The organism is Ewingella sp. AOP9-I1-14 (genome assembly GCF_052375995.1).
GTDB lineage: Bacteria > Pseudomonadota > Gammaproteobacteria > Enterobacterales > Enterobacteriaceae > Ewingella > Ewingella allii.
On record NZ_JBQSVA010000003.1, the window covers coordinates 281300 to 302141 of the forward strand.

At 56.3% G+C, this 20842-nt stretch carries 19 protein-coding genes; 15 read left to right on the forward strand and 4 right to left on the reverse strand.

The genetic code is table 11. The features are described 5' to 3' along the window. Window positions 1–12: 12 nt before the first annotated feature. From ACT3RT_RS11180 to allD, 3 genes are all read right to left on the reverse strand, one after another. Window positions 13–1293 (reverse strand): MFS transporter, encoded by a 1281-nt coding sequence (locus ACT3RT_RS11180; RefSeq protein WP_496202986.1) that lies wholly within the window; start codon window positions 1291–1293, stop codon window positions 13–15. Beyond that, a complete protein-coding gene (gene allC / locus ACT3RT_RS11185; RefSeq protein WP_496202987.1) occupies window positions 1290–2537 on the reverse strand; it encodes an allantoate deiminase in 1248 nt (415 codons plus the stop codon). Before allC ends, ACT3RT_RS11180 begins: the two co-directional genes overlap by 4 nt. A gap of 164 nt (window positions 2538–2701) precedes the next feature. Next, window positions 2702–3751: an ureidoglycolate dehydrogenase gene (gene allD, locus ACT3RT_RS11190; RefSeq protein ID WP_353500819.1), complete on the reverse strand. Its 1050-nt coding sequence runs from the start codon at window positions 3749–3751 to the stop codon at window positions 2702–2704. 368 nt (window positions 3752–4119) lie between these two features. Here allD and fdrA point away from each other — a divergent pair, with 368 nt between their 5' ends. From fdrA to ampH, 7 genes are all read left to right on the forward strand, one after another. Then, complete coding sequence (gene fdrA / locus ACT3RT_RS11195) at window positions 4120–5787, forward strand: acyl-CoA synthetase FdrA (RefSeq protein WP_353500818.1); 1668 nt, start codon at window positions 4120–4122, stop codon at window positions 5785–5787. A gap of 8 nt (window positions 5788–5795) precedes the next feature. Beyond that, window positions 5796–7061: a YlbE family protein gene (locus tag ACT3RT_RS11200; RefSeq protein WP_353500817.1), complete on the forward strand. Its 1266-nt coding sequence runs from the start codon at window positions 5796–5798 to the stop codon at window positions 7059–7061. Between the two features lie 165 nt (window positions 7062–7226). Beyond that, the gene (locus tag ACT3RT_RS11205) at window positions 7227–7727 is read left to right on the forward strand and encodes an oxamate carbamoyltransferase subunit AllH family protein (protein WP_496202988.1); all 501 of its coding nucleotides are present in this window, start codon (window positions 7227–7229) and stop codon (window positions 7725–7727) included. Between the two features lie 8 nt (window positions 7728–7735). Further along, window positions 7736–7963 carry an oxamate carbamoyltransferase subunit AllH family protein gene (locus ACT3RT_RS11210; RefSeq protein WP_496202989.1) on the forward strand — a complete coding sequence of 76 codons (228 nt, stop codon included), beginning with the start codon at window positions 7736–7738 and terminating at the stop codon, window positions 7961–7963. 44 nt (window positions 7964–8007) lie between these two features. Further along, entirely contained in the window at window positions 8008–8916 is a 909-nt protein-coding gene (locus tag ACT3RT_RS11215; RefSeq protein WP_353500815.1) for a carbamate kinase, read from the forward strand. 113 nt (window positions 8917–9029) lie between these two features. Beyond that, window positions 9030–10259, forward strand: coding sequence for an MFS transporter (locus ACT3RT_RS11220; protein ID WP_496202990.1), 1230 nt, complete (start codon window positions 9030–9032; stop codon window positions 10257–10259). Window positions 10260–10371: 112 nt separating this feature from the next. Next, entirely contained in the window at window positions 10372–11517 is a 1146-nt protein-coding gene (ampH, locus tag ACT3RT_RS11225; protein WP_496202991.1) for a D-alanyl-D-alanine-carboxypeptidase/endopeptidase AmpH, read from the forward strand. Between the two features lie 99 nt (window positions 11518–11616). Here the strand turns inward: ampH and rraB are convergent, their stop codons facing one another. Continuing rightward, window positions 11617–12045, reverse strand: a complete 429-nt coding sequence (gene rraB / locus ACT3RT_RS11230) for a ribonuclease E inhibitor RraB (protein ID WP_034786830.1) — start codon at window positions 12043–12045, stop codon at window positions 11617–11619. A 163-nt stretch (window positions 12046–12208) separates the two neighbouring features. Between rraB and argF the strand changes: the two genes are divergently transcribed. The 8 genes from argF to ACT3RT_RS11270 all read left to right on the forward strand — a co-directional run bounded on the left by argF (window position 12209) and on the right by ACT3RT_RS11270 (window position 20838). Next, complete coding sequence (gene argF / locus ACT3RT_RS11235; protein WP_486031460.1) at window positions 12209–13216, forward strand: ornithine carbamoyltransferase; 1008 nt, start codon at window positions 12209–12211, stop codon at window positions 13214–13216. Between the two features lie 190 nt (window positions 13217–13406). Beyond that, window positions 13407–15170 carry a sugar phosphorylase gene (locus ACT3RT_RS11240; protein WP_496202992.1) on the forward strand — a complete coding sequence of 588 codons (1764 nt, stop codon included), beginning with the start codon at window positions 13407–13409 and terminating at the stop codon, window positions 15168–15170. 279 nt (window positions 15171–15449) lie between these two features. Further along, window positions 15450–16385 (forward strand): aspartate carbamoyltransferase, encoded by a 936-nt coding sequence (pyrB, locus tag ACT3RT_RS11245; protein ID WP_034786826.1) that lies wholly within the window; start codon window positions 15450–15452, stop codon window positions 16383–16385. An 18-nt stretch (window positions 16386–16403) separates the two neighbouring features. Next, the gene (pyrI, locus tag ACT3RT_RS11250; protein ID WP_034786823.1) at window positions 16404–16871 is read left to right on the forward strand and encodes an aspartate carbamoyltransferase regulatory subunit; all 468 of its coding nucleotides are present in this window, start codon (window positions 16404–16406) and stop codon (window positions 16869–16871) included. Window positions 16872–16963: 92 nt separating this feature from the next. After that, a complete protein-coding gene (gene ridA, locus ACT3RT_RS11255) occupies window positions 16964–17350 on the forward strand; it encodes a 2-iminobutanoate/2-iminopropanoate deaminase (RefSeq protein WP_034786820.1) in 387 nt (128 codons plus the stop codon). Window positions 17351–17639: 289 nt separating this feature from the next. Further along, the gene (locus ACT3RT_RS11260; protein WP_496202993.1) at window positions 17640–19106 is read left to right on the forward strand and encodes a circularly permuted type 2 ATP-grasp protein; all 1467 of its coding nucleotides are present in this window, start codon (window positions 17640–17642) and stop codon (window positions 19104–19106) included. Further along, window positions 19100–20044, forward strand: a complete 945-nt coding sequence (locus tag ACT3RT_RS11265) for an alpha-E domain-containing protein (protein ID WP_486031463.1) — start codon at window positions 19100–19102, stop codon at window positions 20042–20044. Before ACT3RT_RS11260 ends, ACT3RT_RS11265 begins: the two co-directional genes overlap by 7 nt. Then, the gene (locus ACT3RT_RS11270; protein ID WP_034786809.1) at window positions 20044–20838 is read left to right on the forward strand and encodes a transglutaminase family protein; all 795 of its coding nucleotides are present in this window, start codon (window positions 20044–20046) and stop codon (window positions 20836–20838) included. The genes ACT3RT_RS11265 and ACT3RT_RS11270 overlap by 1 nt, the downstream gene beginning before the upstream one ends. Window positions 20839–20842: the final 4 nt, after the last annotated feature.

Consider the following 20842-nt stretch of genomic DNA (forward strand, 5'->3'; position numbering starts at 1 on the left):
CCTATATAAAGATTATTGAGATAAAGCCGGTTTAGCGGTTTGATGTTTTTTCATTAATACGTTTACGGTGAAGAACATCAGCGTACCGATAACCAGAATGGCCGCCGAGATATAGAAGCCCATGACCTTCGAGCCGGTATGGTCGGAGATCATCCCGGTCACCAGCGGCGCAATCACCGAAGAAGACATGCCGAAGAAGTTGAAGACGCCGAAGCTGGTGCCGTAGCCCTTTTTCGGCGCGTTGTCGGCGACGAAAGAGATCATGATCGGATCGACCGCCAGCTTACCGAGCAGGCCGTAGAGGATCAGGCTAATCAGCAGCATGGTGGAATCTGGCGACAGCACGGTGCAGGTCAGCATCACCGCCGCGCAAATCTCGAGGAAGATGATCAGGCTGACTTTCTTGTTGCGGAAACGGTCGGACATGCGGCTGAAGAACAGCGCCCCCGGCACCGAGGCGAAGGCCACCAGCGCCGACGAGAAGCCAATGGCGACGCCCTGAAAACCGCGCTCCTGCTGCAAGAATGACGGCAGCCAGGTGACAATCATGTAATAGCCGTAACAGGTGGCGAAATACATGACGTAGGCGGAAATCATCTTCAGGCTGAATAAGCCGCCCGGATTCTGATTGACCTCTTCCACTTCCGGCGCGGCGGTTACGGCTTGCGCCGCTGCCTGCTGTTTCGGGGCACTTTTGATAACGAAGAAGAACACCAGCGTCATGATAACCAGCAAGAAGGTGATCATGAACAGCAACAGTTGCCAGTTCATGCCGACGCTTTTCACCAGCAGGCTGGAGGCAATCAGGCCAATCCCCATCCCCAGCGCAGAGCCGCTATTGATGATGGCGGTGGATAACCCGCGTTTCTCCAGCGGAATGCTTTCCGAGGAGAGCGAGTACGCCGAGCCATAGTAGGAACCACAGCCCGCACCGGCGAGCAGGCTACCGGCGTAGATCATGTGCAAGCTGGTGGCGTTACCAATCAGCAGCGTGGCGATGATGAACAGGCAGAAGCCGGGGATCAGCACAATCTTCTTGCCGAACTTATCCACCAAGATCCCGGCAGGGATCTGCATGCCGGTATAAGCGAAGAAGTAGAAGCTGGCGATCAGCCCCATTTCGGTGTCGGACTGCGCGCCAATGGTAGCCTGAATTTCAGGGAAGATCGGCGTCAGGACGGTGCGGTAGATCCAGATAACCGCCCAGCCGAGGCAGAGCACGACGACGATTTTCTTCCAGTACAGTGGGTCAATGCCGCCGCTGGCGGGTGATGAGGTAGTGCGAGTGGTCATACTGCGCCCCCGTTTTCTTGGTAAGCCAGCTGATACAGCACGTGGGCCAGCGCGCGAACGCCTTCGGCTAAGTCGCTCAGTTCAGTTTTCTCCGCCGGGTTGTGGCTAATACCGGCGATGCTCGGCACAAAGAGCATGACGGTCGGCACCCGTGGCGCGAAGATTTGTGAGTCATGCCCCGCCCCGCTGTGCATCAGGCGATAGTTCATTTTCTGTGTTTCACACACCTCCGCGACCTGTTTCACCAGCTGCGGGTCCATCGGAATTGGCGCTTCGTCCATCCACAGGTTGATCTCCACCTCAATGCCCATCTCGCCGCAAATGCGTTGCATGTCAGCCTCAATCTCTTGAGTGAAACGCAGCAGCGCCTGTTGGTCGGTGTGGCGGCAATCCATGGTGAAGTGGGTGAAGCCCGGCACCACGTTGACGGTATTGGGTTTTGGCTCCACTTTGCCGAAGGTCAGCACCAGCGGGTCGCCCTCTTTACGCGCCTTTTCAATGGACTCATAGCAGATGCGGCTAAAAGCGTGCACGGTGTCACGGCGGTAGCCCATCGGCGTGGTACCCGCGTGGTTGGACTCGCCGGTCAAGTGAATGTCGTAGCGGCGCTGTCCGACAATGCTGGTGACGACGCCGACGGTTTTGCCCTCGGTTTCCAGCACTTTGCCCTGTTCAATGTGCAACTCGACAAACGCGCGCAGGTCCTGACGCACCGGCGTGTTTTCCGGGCGGAAGTCAAAACCAGCCTGATGCATGGCATCCACAAAGCCCACGCCCTTGGCGTCTTGGACCTGATGCATGTCGGCGTTATTCGCCAAGCCAAAGATGTTTTTGCTGCCCCAGAAGACAAACGGGAAGCGGCTGCCCTCTTCTTCCGCCATCGATAGCACTTCTAAAGTGCGCAGTGGCTGGCCGTAAGTCTCTTTCAGGTAGTTGATTGCCAAAAAAGCGGCTTCGATACCAAACTGGCCGTCGAGGTTGCCGCCGTTCACCACGGTGTCGATGTGTGAGCCCGACATGATGGTCTGCTCGGGGTAGCGGCTACCTTCGAGGCGCGCCGATAGGTTGCCGACGTGGTCGAACTGGGTCTTCAGCCCGGCACTTTCAAATTTTTCCTGTAGTGCGCGCTGCGCGGCACACCACTCGGGAGTATAGAGAAGACGCGTCATACCTCCGGTCGGGTCTGCGCCGATCTGCGAAAGCCATGCGGAGATTTCTTGTATCTGGCGAGGGAAGTTTTGCATATTCCGGTCCTTATTTAATTTCCATATTGAAGGTCATTAATCACGAGGAGGTAGAAATAGAACCGCGAATTACTGGCAGGTTATTGGCCAATAATCCGCGCAAAAAGCACTTATTGATTCAAGTGAGTTATTTCACTGTCTTATTAATATAAAAAATCCATTAATTAACTAGCGAACGGATCTTTGTGGTCGTAAGAACGCAAATAGATTTCATCGGAGATGAGGTAATCGTAAATTTCATCAACAATTTCGATGCCATTGATTTCACTATTACGCTCATTGTTTTCGCTATTTTGCCCCGGATACATTACCTGACTCACGCCCGGCGCAGGTTTAATGCCATTGAGGTCACTCATCACCTGATTAATATTTTTGCGGAAGCTGTCGATATTAGTAAAAGCGGCAGGATCGATAACGATATGTAGCTGGCCGAGGTTACGGCCTTCGGTCAGGTCGTGATACATGGAACTGACGTTGCGGCCAAACGGCAGACCAAGCAGGATGCCCGCCAGCACGTCCACCATCAGCATCAGGCCATAGCCTTTCGGCCCGGCAATCGGCAGCAGACCGCTGACGGCGAAAGGATCGGTGGTGTGTTCGCCGTTGGAATCCACGGCCCAGGTGTCAGGGATTTTGGCATTGCGCGAGCGGGCATCCAGCACTTTGCCCCACGCCTGCACCGTGGTTGCCATGTCGAAGGTGATCATATGGCCATCTTCGCCCGGTGCGGCAAAGGCTATTGGGTTGGTACCGTAATAGACTTCCGCGCCGCCGTAGGGCACGACCATTGGGTCGGATTGGCAGAGTGAAATCCCGATAAGCCCTTGTTTAGCCGCCTGTTGTACGAAATAAGAGAGCGCGCCGCTGTGGCCAATACGGCGGATGCCCACCACCGCCACGCCGTTGTCTTTGGCGATGTCTATCGCGTGCTCCATGGCAATTTTGGCCGCCACGTGCCCCGCGCCGTTATCGCCGTCAAACACGCCGCTGCAAGGTCCGGTTTTCTCAAATCTAAAATCCGGGTTGTTGTTAGTCCCGCCTTTGCTGATACGTTCCGAGTAGTATTCCACCCGAACGGCACCGTGAGAATGTACGCCCCTTGCATCGGCATGGACCAGAACATCCGCCACGATATTGGCCTGTTCTCTTGGCAGTCCCGCCTTGTTGATCTTATTGCTAATTAAAGTGTGGAGCTGTTCCCGGGTGACTTTCATAGATAATCCTTTTTGCTAACCACTGATAGAACCTATTTATGGTCACAATCTATAACCCTCAGACTTTAAAAATGTGATCGGCGACGTTTTTAAACTATTAAATTAAAATTTCATTCACTCACCGTCGAATTATAAAAATTATTTTGATAAAGCCTGTCGGCATTGATTGAGCGATTTTAATAAAGTCTTCTCTTTGCCATGAATATTTCTAACAATCCGCGAAGTGTGACTCACCTCTCCTTGTGACACCCCAGATATTTGTAATTTCCAGCCAGCCATTAAGGGAAATTTTAAAATGAAATTCTTTATCAGGCTTTTCACGAACCGCTTCTCACCAAGCATGAGAAAAAAAGCAAAAGGAAACAGTCATGGTCCACGCTTTTATTAAGAAAGGGAGTTTTCAGGACTCGGTAAGCCTGATGTTGATCTCCCGAAAGCTCAGCGAATTTCCACAAGTAGATGAAATTTCGGTGATGATGGGCACCCCCGCCAATAAATCCCTGCTGGAAGCCACCGGCTTTTGGCACGCCCAGTTCAACGACGCCACGCCGAACGACATTTGTGTCGCTATTAAGGCCGACAGCCAAGACCCAGAGATCACCCAGTTCATCAGCGACGCGCTGGAAGAGGCGCTCAAAGCCATTGCGCAAGGGCAGCAAGGGGGCAAACGCCTGCCAGTCGCCCGCAGCTGGCAGACGGCTCGCCAAAAAGCGCCGGACGCCAATCTGCTGCTGATCTCTATTGCCGGTGAATACGCCGCCGGTCTGGCAGATCAGGCGCTCGACAACGACTGCAACGTGATGATGTTTTCCGACAACGTCTCGCTGGAACAGGAGATTGCGCTGAAGAAGAAAGCCAGCAGCAAAAAGCTGATTGTGATGGGGCCGGACTGCGGCACCGCCAATATCGCCGGAGGTCCTTTGGCCTTTGCCAACGTTGCGCCCAAAGGCGTCATCGGCATTATCGGCGCGTCAGGCACCGGCATTCAGGAGCTGACATCGCAAATTACGCTGGCGGGCCAGGGCGTCTCCCACGCCATTGGCCTCGGCGGGCGCGACCTCTCGGCTGAAGTCGGCGGCATCAGCGCCCTGACGGCGCTGGCGATGCTGGCTAATGACAGCAAAACGCAGGTCATCGCCTTCGTCTCTAAGCCTCCGGCAGAAGCCGTGCGCCAGCGCGTAATGGATGAAATGCAGGGCATCAATAAGCCGATTGTGGCGCTGTTCCTCGGCACCAAACCGGCCAGCCCGCGTGTGGGCAACGTGTGGCTCGCCAGCACGCTGGACGAAGCCGCCCGCCTCGCCGCCACATTGGCGAATGTCCAGCAGCAGATAGCTTCCCTGCCCGCCGTGCATGGCAAGAAAATCGCCGGATATTACGCCGGAGGCACCTTGGCCGCTGAAGTTGCCATGCTGCTGGCCGAGCATTTGCAGGTCGCGCCGGACAGCCAGCACCACCACGGCAGCATGCTCGACGCCGAGGGCCATCGAATCATTGATATGGGTGATGACTTCTACACCCAAGGCAAACCCCACCCGATGATTGACCCGTCGACCCGCAACCAGACCATCGCCCAGTTAGCTAATCAGCTTGAAACCGGCGTGCTGCTGATTGACGTGGTGATTGGCTTTGGCGCGCAGGCTGACCCGGCAACCTCGCTGGCCGACACGGTTCACGCACTCAAACAGCATCGCGACCCGGCTCACCCGCTGGTGGTGATCGCTACCGTCACCGGCACCGAGCAGGACCCACAACAGCGCAGTCGGCAAATCGACACGCTCACCGCCGCGGGCATCGTGGTGATGAACACCCTGCCGGAAGCCGTACTGCTGGCTCATCAACTAATCAGTCCGCCGACCGAAACCGGGCCATTGACGCCTTACCACTTGCTGGATGGCGTCTCTGTTATCAACGCCGGTCTGCGCAGTTTCGCCACTGATTTACAAACCAATCAGGTTCCCGTGGTGCATTACCAATGGGCACCGGTCGCGGGTGGAAATCAGCGTTTAGCCGCCATTCTGAAAAAATTGCACTGAGGGATCACATGACTACAACTATTAATGAAGCCAATGCAGCCGTAATTGCGCGGATCCGCGAAGCCCGTCCACACTGGTGTGACGTCAAACCGGCGCAGGAAGTGGTGCCGGTATTACAGCAAGGTCGCAAGCTACTGCACGCCGGTCCGCCGGTGGTCTGGCAAGACATGAGCGGCCCGGTGCGCGGCGCCTGTATTGGTTGCTGCCTATTTGAAGGCTGGGCCGAAAATGAACAGCAGGCGCTGGCCCTGCTGGAAAACGGCGAAATTGAATTTATTCCGTGCCACAGCGTGCGCGCCGTTGGCCCGATGGGCGGCATCACTTCAGCCCATATGCCGATGCTGGTAGTGGAAAACCACACTCACGGCAATCTGGCGTTCTGCAATATGAATGAAGGGATTGGTAAAGTGATGCGCTTCGGCGCGTACGGCCCTGACGTGCAGGAGCGCCTGCGCTGGATGCGCGACACCTTGGCTCCGGTGCTGAAAGAGGTTCTAAGCCACATTGATGGCGGCATCGACCTGACCGCCGTGATGGCGCAGGCTATCACCATGGGGGATGAATTCCACCAGCGTAATATCGCCGCCTCCGCGCTGTTAATGCGCCAGCTGGCTCCGAAAATCGCCCAGTTGGATCGCCCGCAAAGCGAGCTGACCAGCGTGCTCTCCTTCCTTGCCATTACCGATCAGTTCTTCCTCAACCTGGCGATGGCCTACTGCAAAGCCGCCATGGATGCCGGGGCCGAAATCAAACAAGGCACCATCGTCACCGCCATGACCCGCAACGGCAAAGATTTTGGTATCAAAATCAGTGGCATGGGCGACCAGTGGTTCACTGCGCCGGTTAACACGCCGGAAGGCCTGTTCTTCTCAGGCTACAGCCAAGCCGACGCCAACCCTGACATCGGCGACAGCGCTATCACTGAAACCTTTGGTATCGGCGGCGCGGCCATGGTCGCAGCGCCGGGCGTGACGCGCTTTGTTGGCGCGGCGGGCGGCATGGGCGCGGCGCTGGACGTCTCCGAAGAGATGGCCGAAATCTTCCTCGAACGCAACATGATGCTGCAAATCCCGACGTGGGACTTCCAAGGTGCTTGTTTAGGTCTGGACGCTCGCCGCGTGGTGGAAACCGGCATCACGCCGCTGATCAACACCGGGATAGCACACCGCTCGCCGGGCGTCGGTCAGATTGGCGCGGGGACAGTTCGCCCACCGCTCGCCTGCTTCGAAAAAGCCATTGAAGCCTTAGCCGAGAAGCTTGGTATCAGCGCGTAACCCTTCACGCCACTTTGCCCGGCGGAGCCGTCGGGCAATCAGGAGCCACCATGGTTTGCATCGTTCTCTCTTCCAGCGCTCACGCCACCTGTGATTATGGTCCGTTGCGCCGCGCCGGCTTGTTCAACAACGCGATGAACTTTCTTACCTCCGCGCCATCAGCTGTTGACGTTGCACCGCAGCGGGCACGGCCTCAGCCCGATGGGATGGGTGGTGGATGAAACGGATTTCGACCTGATTGCTGACCAGCTGCAAGGGGCCGAACAGCTCCATTTTGATGCCGAAGGCTTATTGATTGATGGCCTGCGGGTGAAAAATATCGGCCTCCAGCGCAACTTAACGCTGAGCCAGCCGGGGCTGGTGACCACGCAAACATTGCGCCAAACCCTACGCTGTTCGCCAGCGCAAACCGGCCTGTTTGGCGGGTTAGACGCGCTAGTGGCTTTACCCGCCGTCGGCGAATTACAGCAAATGCAGCGCCAATTTGCGGACTGGCTGCTGGGCGGCGAAGTGGACTGGACGGCGTTTATCGGCAAGGGGCCAGGCCTCACGCCAAGCAACGACGACACGCTGGTCGGCATGCTGCTGGTCGCCTACTGCGACAGCCGCGTTAATCCCAGCCAGCTGTCACCTTTTTTGCGCACAGCAAGCCACTGGCCGGGCTGACCACGTTAGTGAGTCATCACTATCTGGCTTATGCCGCGCGGGGGATTTTCTCCTCGCCGCTGCTGGCTATCGCCCACGGGCTACTGGCTCCACAGACCTTACTCCCCGCCGTGCGCGACCTGCTGAGTGTCGGCCACTATTCGGGCGCGGACGCGCTGCTGGGCATCTGGCTGGCGGCGCAAACCATTAATCAACTTCACTCAGTCAGCACTTCGCCGCACTTAGCGGCCTGCTGAAAGCGTGGTTTTTACTTGTGATTCAACACACTAGAGAACTGAACATGGAAACTTTGGTTATCGCTTTAGGCGGGAATGCCCTGTTGCAACGCGGCGCGGTGCTTTCTGCTGAAAATCAATATAAGAGCATTGCGTTGATTGCCGATGCGATTGGCGAGTTAGCCAAGAAATACCGCATTGCCATTGTCCACGGCAACGGCCCGCAGGTCGGCCTGCTGGCCTTGCAGAATCTCAACTATCGCGACGTGCCGCCCTATCCGCTGGATATTCTGGTGGCGGAAACCCAAGGGATGATTGGCTACATGCTGGCGCAAAAGCTCTCCGCGTCTCACCCCCAGCAGGCGGTTTCCACCCTGATGACCCGCATTCTGGTGGACGGTGACGATGAAGCTTTCCAGCAGCCAACCAAGTTTATCGGCCCGGTCTACGCCCCGAAGGAAGAGACGCACCTGCGCCAGCAGTATGGCTGGACCATGAAGATGGACGGCGAGCATCTGCGCCGCGTGGTGCCTTCCCCCGAGCCTAAGCAGATCTTGGACATAGAAGCCGTTCACGCGCTGCTGGCGAAAAATCAGGTGGTGATTTGCAGCGGCGGCGGCGGCATTCCGATGGTGGCGACCGAGCAGGGGTTACAGGGCGTTGAGGCAGTGATTGATAAAGATCTCGCCGCGGCGCTGCTGGCCGAAGCGCTGGATGCTGACCATCTGGTCATCTTGACCGACGCCGACGCGGTGTATACCGGCTGGGGCACGCCAAGCCAGCAGGCCATTCGCAGCGCCACGCCGCAGCAATTGGCTCCGCTGGCGGTGCCGGACGGCTCAATGGGGCCGAAGATCATGGCGGTGAGCCGCTTTGTCGAACGCTCAGGTAAAGAGGCGCACATTGGCGCGCTCAAAGACATTGATGCCGTGTTGAACGGCAGCGCGGGAACCCTGATCCACCCCGCCCGCTAATCCACCCAAAACACTGAAGCAGGCTGGTTACAGCCGCAAAAATCAGGCCGGCGGAGAGCGATTTCTCACCGGCCTTTCAACGTTGAAGCATTTGAACTTTTGAGGCACACATCATGGAAAAAAACGCGCACGCCAGCCGGTTCCCCTACTGGATCCAGTTGGTGATTATCTTCTTCTTCGGCTGGGTGGTTATCTACGCCGGACGCTCGGTTCTCAGCCCGCTAATGCCGATGATTCAGGACGAATACGGGCTGAATCAGGCCGAGCTGGGCATCATCAGTAGCCTGTTCTTCTTGGCCTACACCCTGCTACAGGTTCCCGCCGGATTGCTCGGCGACCGGCTGGGCCACAAAAAAGTCTTAGTCACCGGCTTTATGCTGTTCGCCGTTTTTATTGCTTCTATCAGCATTTCACCGGGGTTCTTAGGCTTTATCCTGCTGTGGATGCTGACCGGCGCGGCGCAAGGGGTCTATTACGGCCCGCAGTACGCGCTCTCTTCGGAAGCCATTCCGAAGAAATGGCTGACGCTGGGTAGCGCGGTAATTGGCAGCGGCATGTCCTTTGGTATTGCGCTGGGCTATCAGCTGTCTAGCGTGTCGGTGAATCATTTCCATACTGGTTGGAAATTACCCTTTGTGATCATCGCCCTGCCGGTGCTGGTGGTGGCGCTGTTGATGCTGTTTGTTATCCATAAACGCCCGCCGGTCGCCGCGCCCGCAGCCGTACAGGCCGCCGAGCAGGAACCGCCGTTCCGTTTTATGGATTTGCTGAAAAATCGCAACCTGATCCTCGCTTACATCACCATTTTCTGCTCGATTTACGGCTTCTTTGTGATCATCTCTTGGCTGCCTTACTACTTGCAGCAGGAGCGCGGAATGGACATGGCGCGCGCCAGTAATATTGCGTCGATTGTGCCGTGGATTTCGATTCTCGGGACGCTGATTTTTAGCTACGCCTCGGACAAGCTGGGACGCAGAAAGCCGGTGGTGCTGTGCATGCTGCCGCTCTCGCTGCTGGCGCTGTTCGGCATTGTCTATTCCACCTCGGAAACCATGCTGATCGTCGTGCTGGTGCTGTATGGCTTTATCGGAAAAATCAGCCTGAACCCGATTCTGGTGGCACTGGTCGCGGATAACGCCCCGAAGAAAGCCCTCGGCACCGCCTTCAGCCTGTATAACTTCTTTGGCATGGCGGCATCGATTTTTGCCCCTTACGTGACCGGCTTTATCGCCGACCGCACGGGCTCACTCAACGCCGGTTTCTACTTCGCGGCGATCATCACGCTGGTGGGAATCGGAGCCATGCTGCTGGTGCGCGAAAAACACGCGCCGCAACCGGAATGACCAGATAAAGGAGATTTCTTACAACATTTTGCCAATTGGGCGCTTTTTTCCCATGCCGTTTCAGAAACTTCGCATTAGTATACAAATTCCGAATGAATACTCTGCCTAGTTGATGGATACCGGTTTGCTGAAAAAAATTTCTCTCTCACTTTTGGCTCTGGCCTTTGCCAGCACGCCGCTGTTGAGCCAGGCGAAAAACGCCCGATTGGCTTCTCAAGTTGTTGATGACTATGCCGAACATATCTTCTACGGCAGCGGCGCGATGGGAATGGCGCTGGTGGTTGTCGATAATAACCAACAAGTTTTCCGCAGCTTTGGCGAAACCCGCCCCGGCTCAGACGTTCGTCCACGCGAAGACTCCGTGATTCGAATTGCCTCGCTGACCAAGCTGATGACCAGCGAAGTGCTGGTGAAGCTGTCGCAGCAGGGCACCGTCAAGATTAACGACCCGCTGCGCAAATATTCCGGCGGCAAAGCGGTGCCTTCCTATAGCGGCTCCACGCCAATCACCTTGCTTAATCTCGCCACTCACACCAGCGGCCTGCCGCGTGAGCAGCCGGGCGGCGCGCCAAATCGCCCGGTGTTTACTTGGCCGACCAAGGCCGATCGCTGGGCGTGGCTGCGAGTCGCCAAAATGACCACGCCTCCGGGCGCGCGTGCGGCCTATTCCAACTTAGCCTTTGACCTGCTGGCTGATGCCCTATCCAACGCGGCGCGCAAACCTTACACCCAGCTGCTGCGCGAACAGATAACCCAGCCGCTGGGCATGGTCGACACCACGCTGACGCCAAACGCCAGCCAGTGTGCTCGCCTGATGTCCGGCCTGCGCCCAAGCCCGTGCCTGAATACCACGGCGGCGGCGGGCAGCGGCGGGATTTACTCGACCCCGGCCGATATGGCGCGCTGGATGCGTCAGTTCCTGCCTTCACCACTCGGCAAGCCAACCCTGACCGCCGAAATGGCGCAGAAGATGTACTTTAAGCGTACTGATTTGGTATCGCTAAAAGGCATGGACGTGCCGGGCATGGCCGACTCTCTGGGGATGGGCTGGGTGACGATGGCGCCGACGCCGCTGTTACCGCGCATTATTCAGAAAACCGGCGGTGGCGGTGGCTTTATTACTTATGTGGCGATGGTGCCTCAGCGCGGCGTAGGCGTGTTCGTGGTAGTGACGCGCAGCGAGTTAACCAAGTTTAAAAATATGAGTGACGGCGTAAACGATCTGGTTGCGGAGTTAGTGCGTAATAACGAGATTTAAAGCGCGGAATGATTTAAAGCACGGAATTGCAAGCTGGGCTTATCCTCCCCTTAGTTCAAGGGGAGGATCAAAACCCTATCTTACTGATAGAGTTAGTTATTAATGACGCTTACCGTCATCATCTTCATCAACCAAATCTTCTTCATCACCTTCTTCGCCGTCCTCATCTTCGTCGTCGCCTTCGAAGTAAGTGCCCCAACCGTCGTAATCAACGCCGTGGGCTTCGGCCAGGTCCATCAACTGCTCAACCTGTTTATCAATCAGTTCGGCGTTCAGCGCAATTTCGCTGATCACGTCACAGCACATCACGGTTGAACCGTCTTCTAATTCCAACTCTTCTGCGTCATTAACTTCATAACCCAGTTTGAAAGCGGCAACCGCGGCTTTCTCCAAATCTTCAAACTTATCAGAAGATAAGTGATGTTCGATGGTGTAAAGCGCGTCTGGATCGCTGCCATCATCCAGCAGCTCTTCGATGATTAAGCGGGTCTCTTCACTCTGTTCTTCTAGCAATTCACGATTTGCCATGCCTCTGTCCTCAATCAATGTGACGTTTCTCTAGACCATTTTCACACAGCGCGGGGCCAGCCTCCACTATAAAGTTTTAACGACGGGGTTGTAATTGCATATTCATACATATAAATTGAATTTTAATTCACTAAAGAATGCAAAGGCATTGGAGAGGAACACCATGAGTCTGTTGAGTAAACGTCATTTTCTCAGGTTACTGGATTTTACCCCGTCGGAGATTTCATCCCTTCTCCAGCTCTCCGCCGAGCTGAAAGCCGCTAAGAAAAACGGCAGCGAAAAAGCCCATCTGCAAGGGAAAAACATCGCGCTCATCTTCGAAAAAGACTCAACCCGCACCCGATGCTCTTTCGAAGTTGCCGCCTATGATCAGGGTGCTAACGTCACCTACCTCGGCCCAAGTGGCAGCCAAATTGGTCACAAAGAGTCAATGAAAGACACCGCCCGCGTGCTGGGCAGAATGTATGACGGTATTCAATATCGCGGTTTTGGTCAGGATAAAGTTGAGACGCTGGCGGAGTTCTCCGGCGTGCCGGTGTGGAATGGCCTGACGACGGAATTTCACCCGACTCAGCTGCTGGCCGACCTGCTGACCATGCAAGAGCATCTGCCGGGCAAATCTCTGTCACAAATGACGCTGGCCTATCTGGGCGACGCGCGCAACAACATGGGTAATACCCTGCTGGAAGCCGCCGCGCTCTGCGGTTTGGACCTCCGTCTGGTCGCGCCGACCGCCTGCTGGCCTGAAGCCGAGCTGGTGGAAACCTGTAAGAAGCTGGCGCAGGAAAACGGCGGCAACATCACTCTAACCGAAGACATTGCGGCGGGCGTGAAAGGCGCGGATTTCCTCTATACCGACGTTTGGGTATCAATGGGTGAGCCAAAAGAGACGTGGAAACAACGCATTAGCCTGCTGCGTGACTATCAGGTGAACAGCGCCATGCTGGCCCTGACCGGCAACCCGCAGGTGAAATTCCTTCACTGCCTGCCCGCCTTCCATGACGACCAGACTACCCTCGGCCGCCAGATGGCGGAAGAGTACAACCTGCACGGCGGGATGGAAGTGACCGACGAAGTGTTCGAGTCGGCGCACAGCGTGGTCTTTGATCAGGCTGAAAACCGCCTGCACACCATCAAAGCAGTGATGGTCGCCACTCTTGGTTCACTCTGATTCGCCTTCTGCCTGACGCGACAATCATCGCGCGTCAGGTTATTTCCTCCAGCTTCGCACATACCCTTTTACACAACATTGCAGTTTTTCACGGCTAATCCCCGCCTGAACGCCCCGTTTTCAACTAACCTTTTCATTATGCGCCGCTTCTTTTGCCATCTTTTGGAGTGATAAAGAAAAGGGAAACGATATGAAATCAGTCAATTTGGAATATGTCCTGCGACTGGAAAGTTTACTGAGCCGGATCTATCCCAGAGAACACATTGCCGATTTACTGAAACAGATCCTGCAACTGGCCGAAAAATGGAATTACGGCAAACACCGCACTCAGGATTGGGTTGATGGCACCAACATTTACCTCATCACCTATGGCGACAATATCAGCCACGGCGAGCAGAAACCGCTGGCGACCCTGAACCATTTTGCCGACAAGTATCTGCGCGAAATCATCAGTGATATCCACATCTTACCGATGTACCCCTACAGTTCGGACGATGGTTTCAGCGTCATCGACTATCGCCGGATTGACGAAAATCTGGGTGGTTGGCAGGACATCCACCAGCTCTCTTCCCACTTCAACCTGATGTTTGACTGCGTGATCAACCACATCTCGCGATCCAGCGACTGGATGAAGGGCTATCTGCACGACGATCCTTACTACAAAGATTACTTTATCGACTCCAACCCGGAGCTGGATTACAGCCGCGTGGTACGCCCCCGCGCCCTGCCGCTGCTGACGCCGTTTATCAAAGCCGACGGCACCGAGCTGTATCTGTGGACCACCTTCAGCGAGGATCAGGTCGATATCAATTTCAAAAACCCGCAGGTGCTGCTGGAAAGTATCGACGTGCTGCTGCAATACGCCGCCAGCGGCGGGCAGTCGATTCGCCTCGACGCCATTGGCTACATTTGGAAAGAGGTCGGCACTCGCTGTATCCATATGCCGCAGGCGCACAACATCATCAAAGTGTGGCGCACCATTCTGGATGAAGTGATCCCCGGCACGCGGCTCATCACCGAAACCAACGTGCCGCATCACGAGAACATCAGCTACTTTGGCGAGGGCGACGAAGCCCACATGGTGTATCAGTTCCCACTGCCGCCGCTGACGCTGCACGCCTTTCTGCGTCAGGACACCACCACGCTGACCCAGTGGGCGCAAAGCCTCAACGCCGAGGCGCGCTACCCGGAAACCACCTATTTCAACTTTTTAGCCAGCCACGACGGCATTGGGCTACGCCCGACGGAAACCTTCCTCAGCGACGACGAGCGCAAATACATGGCGCAAGAAACCTTGCGCAAAGAGGGGCGCGTCTCCTACAAGGACAACGGCGACGGCACCCATTCGCCCTACGAGTTGAACATCAACTTCCTCAGCGCCCTGACCGAGCCGGATGACGACGTCGACACCAAAGCGCGGAAATTCCTCGCGGCGCAGGCCCTGCTGCTCTCCTTCATCGGCGTGCCGGCCATCTATATTCACAGCCTGCTGGGCAGCGAAAATGACCTCGAGGGTATGCACCAGTCGGGGCTGAATCGCCGCATTAACCGCAAGAAGCTCAAGCTAGACGACGTCGAGGCCGGGCTAGAAAAAACTGACAGCCTAAGCGCGAGAGTGTTTTACGGGCTGAGTAATCTTATTAAGCATCGTCGCGCCCATCCGGCCTTCTCGCCACAGGCCGGGCAGCGGGTATTCGATATGGGCAAATCGCTGTTTGCGATGGAGCGCTATGACCCGCTGACGGAAGACAAAATCACCTGCGTGTTCAATATCAGCGACCAAACGCAGGTGGTGAAACTGGCAATTGAAGGCAAGGACTTGATTGCCGATGTGCCGTTTGACGGCCAAACCCGCCTCCAGCCGTGGCAGGTGGTGTGGATCAAGCATAAGCTGAAGGCGCCGGAGCGTCTGGGCCGCATGCGTCGCTGGAGAATGAAAATCTTCAAACGGTAAGTGGGCTGCCAATCGTTTGCTTTTAGAATCGATTCAGGCCGATTTTCGCTTGCAGCACGAAAATCTGCGCGTATAATGCGCCACAATTTGCCGGGAGAACCCATGAACAATTGTCAGGTTTGTGATGTTAAAAAACATGCTCAACACGCCGTACCTGAAGGCAGCCCGCTGCCGTTGTTCTTCCGTTGCATTGCTGAATTATTGAAAGCCCCTCATTGAAGGGGCTTTTTTTTGTCCAGAATTTGAGGTTAAGAACCCTAACTGCTGAGGAAATACGTCATGGCTAATCCGCTGTACCAAAAACACATCATCTCGATTAACGATCTCAGTCGTGAAGAGTTAGAACTGGTGCTCGACACCGCGGCCAGCCTGAAAGCCAATCCACAGCCTGAACTGTTGAAGCATAAAGTGATTGCCAGCTGCTTCTTCGAAGCATCGACCCGCACGCGCTTATCGTTCGAAACCTCAATCCATCGTCTGGGCGCTTCAGTAGTTGGCTTTGCCGACGGTTCCAACACGTCGCTCGGCAAGAAAGGCGAAACGCTGGCCGACACCATATCGGTGATTGGCACCTACGTGGACGCCATCGTCATGCGCCACCCGCAGGAAGGCGCGGCGCGCTTAGCCACTGAATTCTCCGGCGGCATTCCCATCCTCAACGCCGGCGACGGTGCCAACCAGCACCCGACGCAGACCCTGCTCGACCTGTTCACCATTCGCGAAACTCAGGGTCGCCTGGACAACATCAAAATAGCCATGGTCGGTGACCTGAAATATGGCCGCACCGTCCACTCGCTGGCGCAGGCGCTGGCGAAATTCAAAGGCAACCGTTTCTACTTTATCGCGCCGGACGCGCTGGCCATGCCGGGCTACATTCTCTCCCTGCTGGAAGAGAAAGGCATTGAGTACAGCCTGCATCAGAGCATCGACGAAGTGGTGCCGGAGCTGGATATTCTCTACATGACTCGCGTGCAGAAAGAGCGTCTGGACCCGTCGGAGTACGCCAACGTCAAAGCCCAGTTCATCCTGCGCGCCAATGACCTACAGAGTGCCCAGCCACATCTGAAAGTGCTGCACCCGCTGCCGCGCATTGACGAAATCACCACCGACGTCGATAAAACCCCTTACGCCTGGTACTTCCAGCAAGCCGGTAACGGCATTTATGCCCGCCAAGCCTTGCTGGCACTGGTTCTTAACGCCGACACTGCCCACTAAACTTGAGGAGATAACAACATGACTCACGATAATAAACTTCAGGTTGAAGCCATCAAATGCGGCACCGTAATCGACCATATTCCGGCTCAGGTAGGCTTCAAGCTGCTGTCGCTGTTTAAGCTGACTGAAACCGACCAGCGCATCACCATCGGCCTGAATCTGCCGTCGAACGAGCTTGGCCGCAAAGACATTATTAAAATCGAAAACACCTTCCTGACCGAGCAGCAGGTCAACCAGCTGGCGGTCTACGCGCCGAAAGCCACGGTGAACCGCATCGACGATTATGAAGTGGTGAAGAAGCTGACCCCAAGCCTGCCGGACCGTATCGACGGCGTGCTGCACTGCCCGAACAGCAACTGCATCAGCCGCTCTGAGCCGGTGGCCTCGAGCTTTAGCGTCAAGCAGCGCCAGAGCGAAGTGCACCTGCAATGCAAATATTGCGAGAAAGAGTTCGAGCATCAGGTGGTGATGAGCAGCGAAGAATAAGCCGTGACGTGATCGGGCGTAATGACTTTTCATCTGCGCCCTTTATACTGTCGGCAAGCTATCCTTCCTTATCACATAAATCAGGAGACACTATGTCCCGCGAAATCAGCACTGAAAATGCACCAGCAGCTATCGGTCCTTACGTTCAGGGCGTTGATCTTGGCAGCATGATCATCACTTCCGGCCAGATCCCGGTTGATCCAAAAACCGGTGCGGTTGCCGATGACATCGCCGCTCAGGCGCGTCAGTCTCTGGTCAACGTTCAGGCGATCGTGGAAGCCGCTGGCCTGAAAGTCTCAGACATCGTGAAAACCACCGTTTTCGTAAAAGATTTGAATGACTTCGCCACGGTTAACGCCACTTACGAAGCTTTCTTCACCGAGCACAACGCGCCATTCCCGGCACGTTCTTGCGTTGAAGTGGCTCGTCTGCCGAAAGACGTGAAAATCGAAATCGAAGCCATCGCCGTTCGTCGTTAATTCGACCCGAGCGCGGTGCAATAGCCAGCCTGCGGGCTGGCTTTTTTATGCCTTTTTCTGCCCCATTTCCCGCCACATTGTTATTGCCTCATCACCGACCATACTTAAGACATCTGCCCGTTTTCTGCCCTGTATTCAGGCAGCCGCCTTATCTGGCGCACTGAAATAGCGCGAAATAGCCTCTTTCCACTGAGTTTTCTACGGTTTTTGCACGCTGGCATGGTTTATGCCTGATCACTAATGCGTATTGAAAAACAATGAAGCAGCCCGTCCTGTCAGTGAGGTGAACATGATTAATATTGAGCTTTCTGATTCACCCTTTTTTGATGAAATGTTAATGGCGCAGGGGCAACACCGCGACCACTATCAAGCTTACTGGCAATGGTTACAGCAGGCAGATCAACAGGCCGTACAGCGCAAGAAGGAGGAAGCCGCGCTGCTGTTTCATCGGGTGGGGATTACCTTTAATGTTTATGGCGAAGATGACGGCGCGGAGCGGCTGATCCCGTTCGACAGCGTGCCGCGCATCATTCCAGCCAATGAATGGAAGATGTTAGATCTCGGCATTCGCCAGCGCGTTCAGGCACTTAATGCTTTTCTACATGACATCTACCATGACCAGAAGATCCTTAAGGCGGGCATCGTGCCTGCCGAGCAGGTGCTCGCTAACGAGCAGTATCAGCCCTGCATGCAGGGGGTAGATCTGCATCGCAACACCTACGCACACATTGCCGGAACCGACATGGTGCGCGGCGGCGATGGCGAATATTACGTGCTGGAAGACAACCTGCGCACGCCGTCCGGCGTCTCTTATATGATGGAAAACCGCAAAATGATGATGCGGCTCTATCCCGAACTGTTCGCCGAGCAGCGCATCGCGCCGGTGTCGCGCTACCCTTCCCACCTGCTGCAAACCCTGCGTGAAAGCACGCCGGTCAATGACCCAACCGTGGTGGTGCTGACGCCGGGGCGTTTCAACAGCGCCTATTTCGAGCACAGCTTCCTCGCCCAGCAGATGGGGGTCGAGCTGGTGGAAAGCGTTGATTTGTTTGTCAAAGATGGCGCGGTGTTTATGCGTACCACCTCCGGCCCGTGCAAAATCGACGTGATTTACCGCCGCATTGATGACGCCTTCCTCGACCCGCTGGCCTTCCGCGCTGACTCCATGCTCGGCGTGCCGGGGCTGCTGTCGGTCTATCGCGCCGGGGGCGTGGTGCTGGCGAACGCTATCGGCACCGGCGTCGCCGACGACAAGTCCATCTACCCTTATGTGCCGGAGATGATTCGCTTCTATCTGGCGGAAGATCCGATCCTCAATAATGTGCCGACGTGGCAGTGCCGAGACGAAAAAGCCCTGAGCTTCGTGCTGGCGAATCTGGAAAAAATGGTGGTGAAAGAGGTTCACGGCGCGGGCGGCTACGGAATGTTGATAGGGCCAACCGCCAGCAAAGTCGAGATAGAACGTTTCCGCGAACTGCTCAGAACTCGCCCACAGAACTACATCGCGCAGGAAACGCTGGCGCTCTCCACCTGCCCGACCTTTGTCGGCAACGGGCTGGCCCCGCGCCATATCGACCTTCGCCCCTTTGCGCTGACCGGCGCGGAAATCCGTCTGGTGCCCGGCGGCCTAACCCGCGTGGCGCTGGCTGAAGGTTCGCTGGTGGTCAACTCGTCGCAGGGCGGCGGGACCAAAGACACCTGGGTGTTAGAGGATGAGCCGGCCAACGGCAAGGTTGCGGAGGATGACGCATGCTAAGCAGAACCGCCAGCGAGCTGTACTGGATGGCGCGCTATCTGGAGCGCGCCGAGAACATTGCCCGCCTGCTCGACGTCACCAACAAGCTGTCGATGATGTCGATTCGCGACAAATCCCAGCTGGAAGATGAGCGGAACGATTTACTGGTGCCGCTGACCCTCACCGGCACCCGGCAGCTGTTCAGCGATAATTATCCGCAGGTCACTATGGGCAACCTGCTCACCTTCTTCGCGCTGGACAGCCTTAACCACAGCAGCATCTTCAGCTGTATGCAGATGGCGTGGAACAACGCCCACGCGGTGCGCGGCAGCCTGTCGTCGGAGGTGTGGGAGAGCATCAACGCCTCGTGGATTGAGATGAAGCAGATCCGCCGTCAAGGCGTGGCGTCGGTCGGCGCAGACGCCTTTTTCGACTGGGTGAAGGAGCGTTCGCACCTGTTTCGGGGGGCTATGTTTGGCACTCTGCTGCGCAGCGACGCGCTCTATTTTATCCGCCTTGGCACCATGCTCGAGCGCGCCGACAGCACGGCGCGGCTGCTGGACGCCAAAAACCAGCTGCTCGATGCCGATGAAGACCCGGTGCGCGAGTATTACCGGATGGACACCCTGCTGCGCGCGGTCAGCGCCCGCGAGGCTTTCCATACTCTTTATAAGCAGCAAATCAGCCGCGAAACCATCGCCGACCTGCTGATCCTGCGCCGCGAACTGCCGCGCTCGTTGCTGGCCTGCGTGGAGATCATGGCCGAACAGCTGGAGCTGATTGGTGGCCGCACCGGCAACTTGCCGCGCCGCCTGGTCCACACCCTGCACGCCGAACTGCGTTTCAGCACGCTGGACGACATTCTGAAGGTGGGCCTGCGCGAATGGCTGGCGCAATTCCTGAGCCAAACCAGTGCCATCGCCGAAAGCATTCACCACACTTATCTGGAGGCCCAATAATGAAGCTTAATGTCAGTCATCAGACGCATTACACCTATGCGCAGCAGGTGAAACGCAGCACTCAGTATCTGCGCCTCACCCCGCAGGACTCCAGCCATCAGAAGATTTTGTCGTGGGATTTAACCCTGCCGGAGTTCGCCACCCGCACGCTGGACGCCTATGGCAATGTGCTGCACGTACTGACGCTGGACCAGCCGCATCAGGCTATCACCATTGAAGCTAACGGCGTGGTGGAAATCGAAGACAACGTGGAGGATGACAACTGCGGCCATTTATCGCCGCTGGTGTTCCTGCGCACCAGCCCGCTAACGCAGGCTGACGGCGCGATCCGCGACTTCGCCAGCCGCTATTATCGCCCGCAGGCCCAGCATGAAAGCCTGCGCGCCTTAATGGGCGAACTGTTGATGAAAATGCCTTACAGCCCCGGCACCACCACGGTGAAAGACAGCGCCTCGCAGGCGTTTTCCGCCCAGCAGGGGGTGTGTCAGGACCACACCCACGTGTTCCTCGCCTGCTGCCGCAGCTTGGGCATCCCGGCGCGCTACGTCAGTGGCTATCTCTACACCGAGGATTCTACCCACGTGGCGATGCACGCCTGGGCCGAAGCCTGGCTCGACGGACACTGGCAGAGCTTCGACGTGACTAACAATACCTGCCAGCCTAATCAGCATTTGAAACTCGCCATTGGTATCGATTATCTTGATGCGTGCCCGGTGCGTGGCGTTCGGTTAGGCGGAGGGTGCGAAGATATGCATACCGTCGCGGCGGTGCAAATGCTCGATATTCCCCAATGACCCT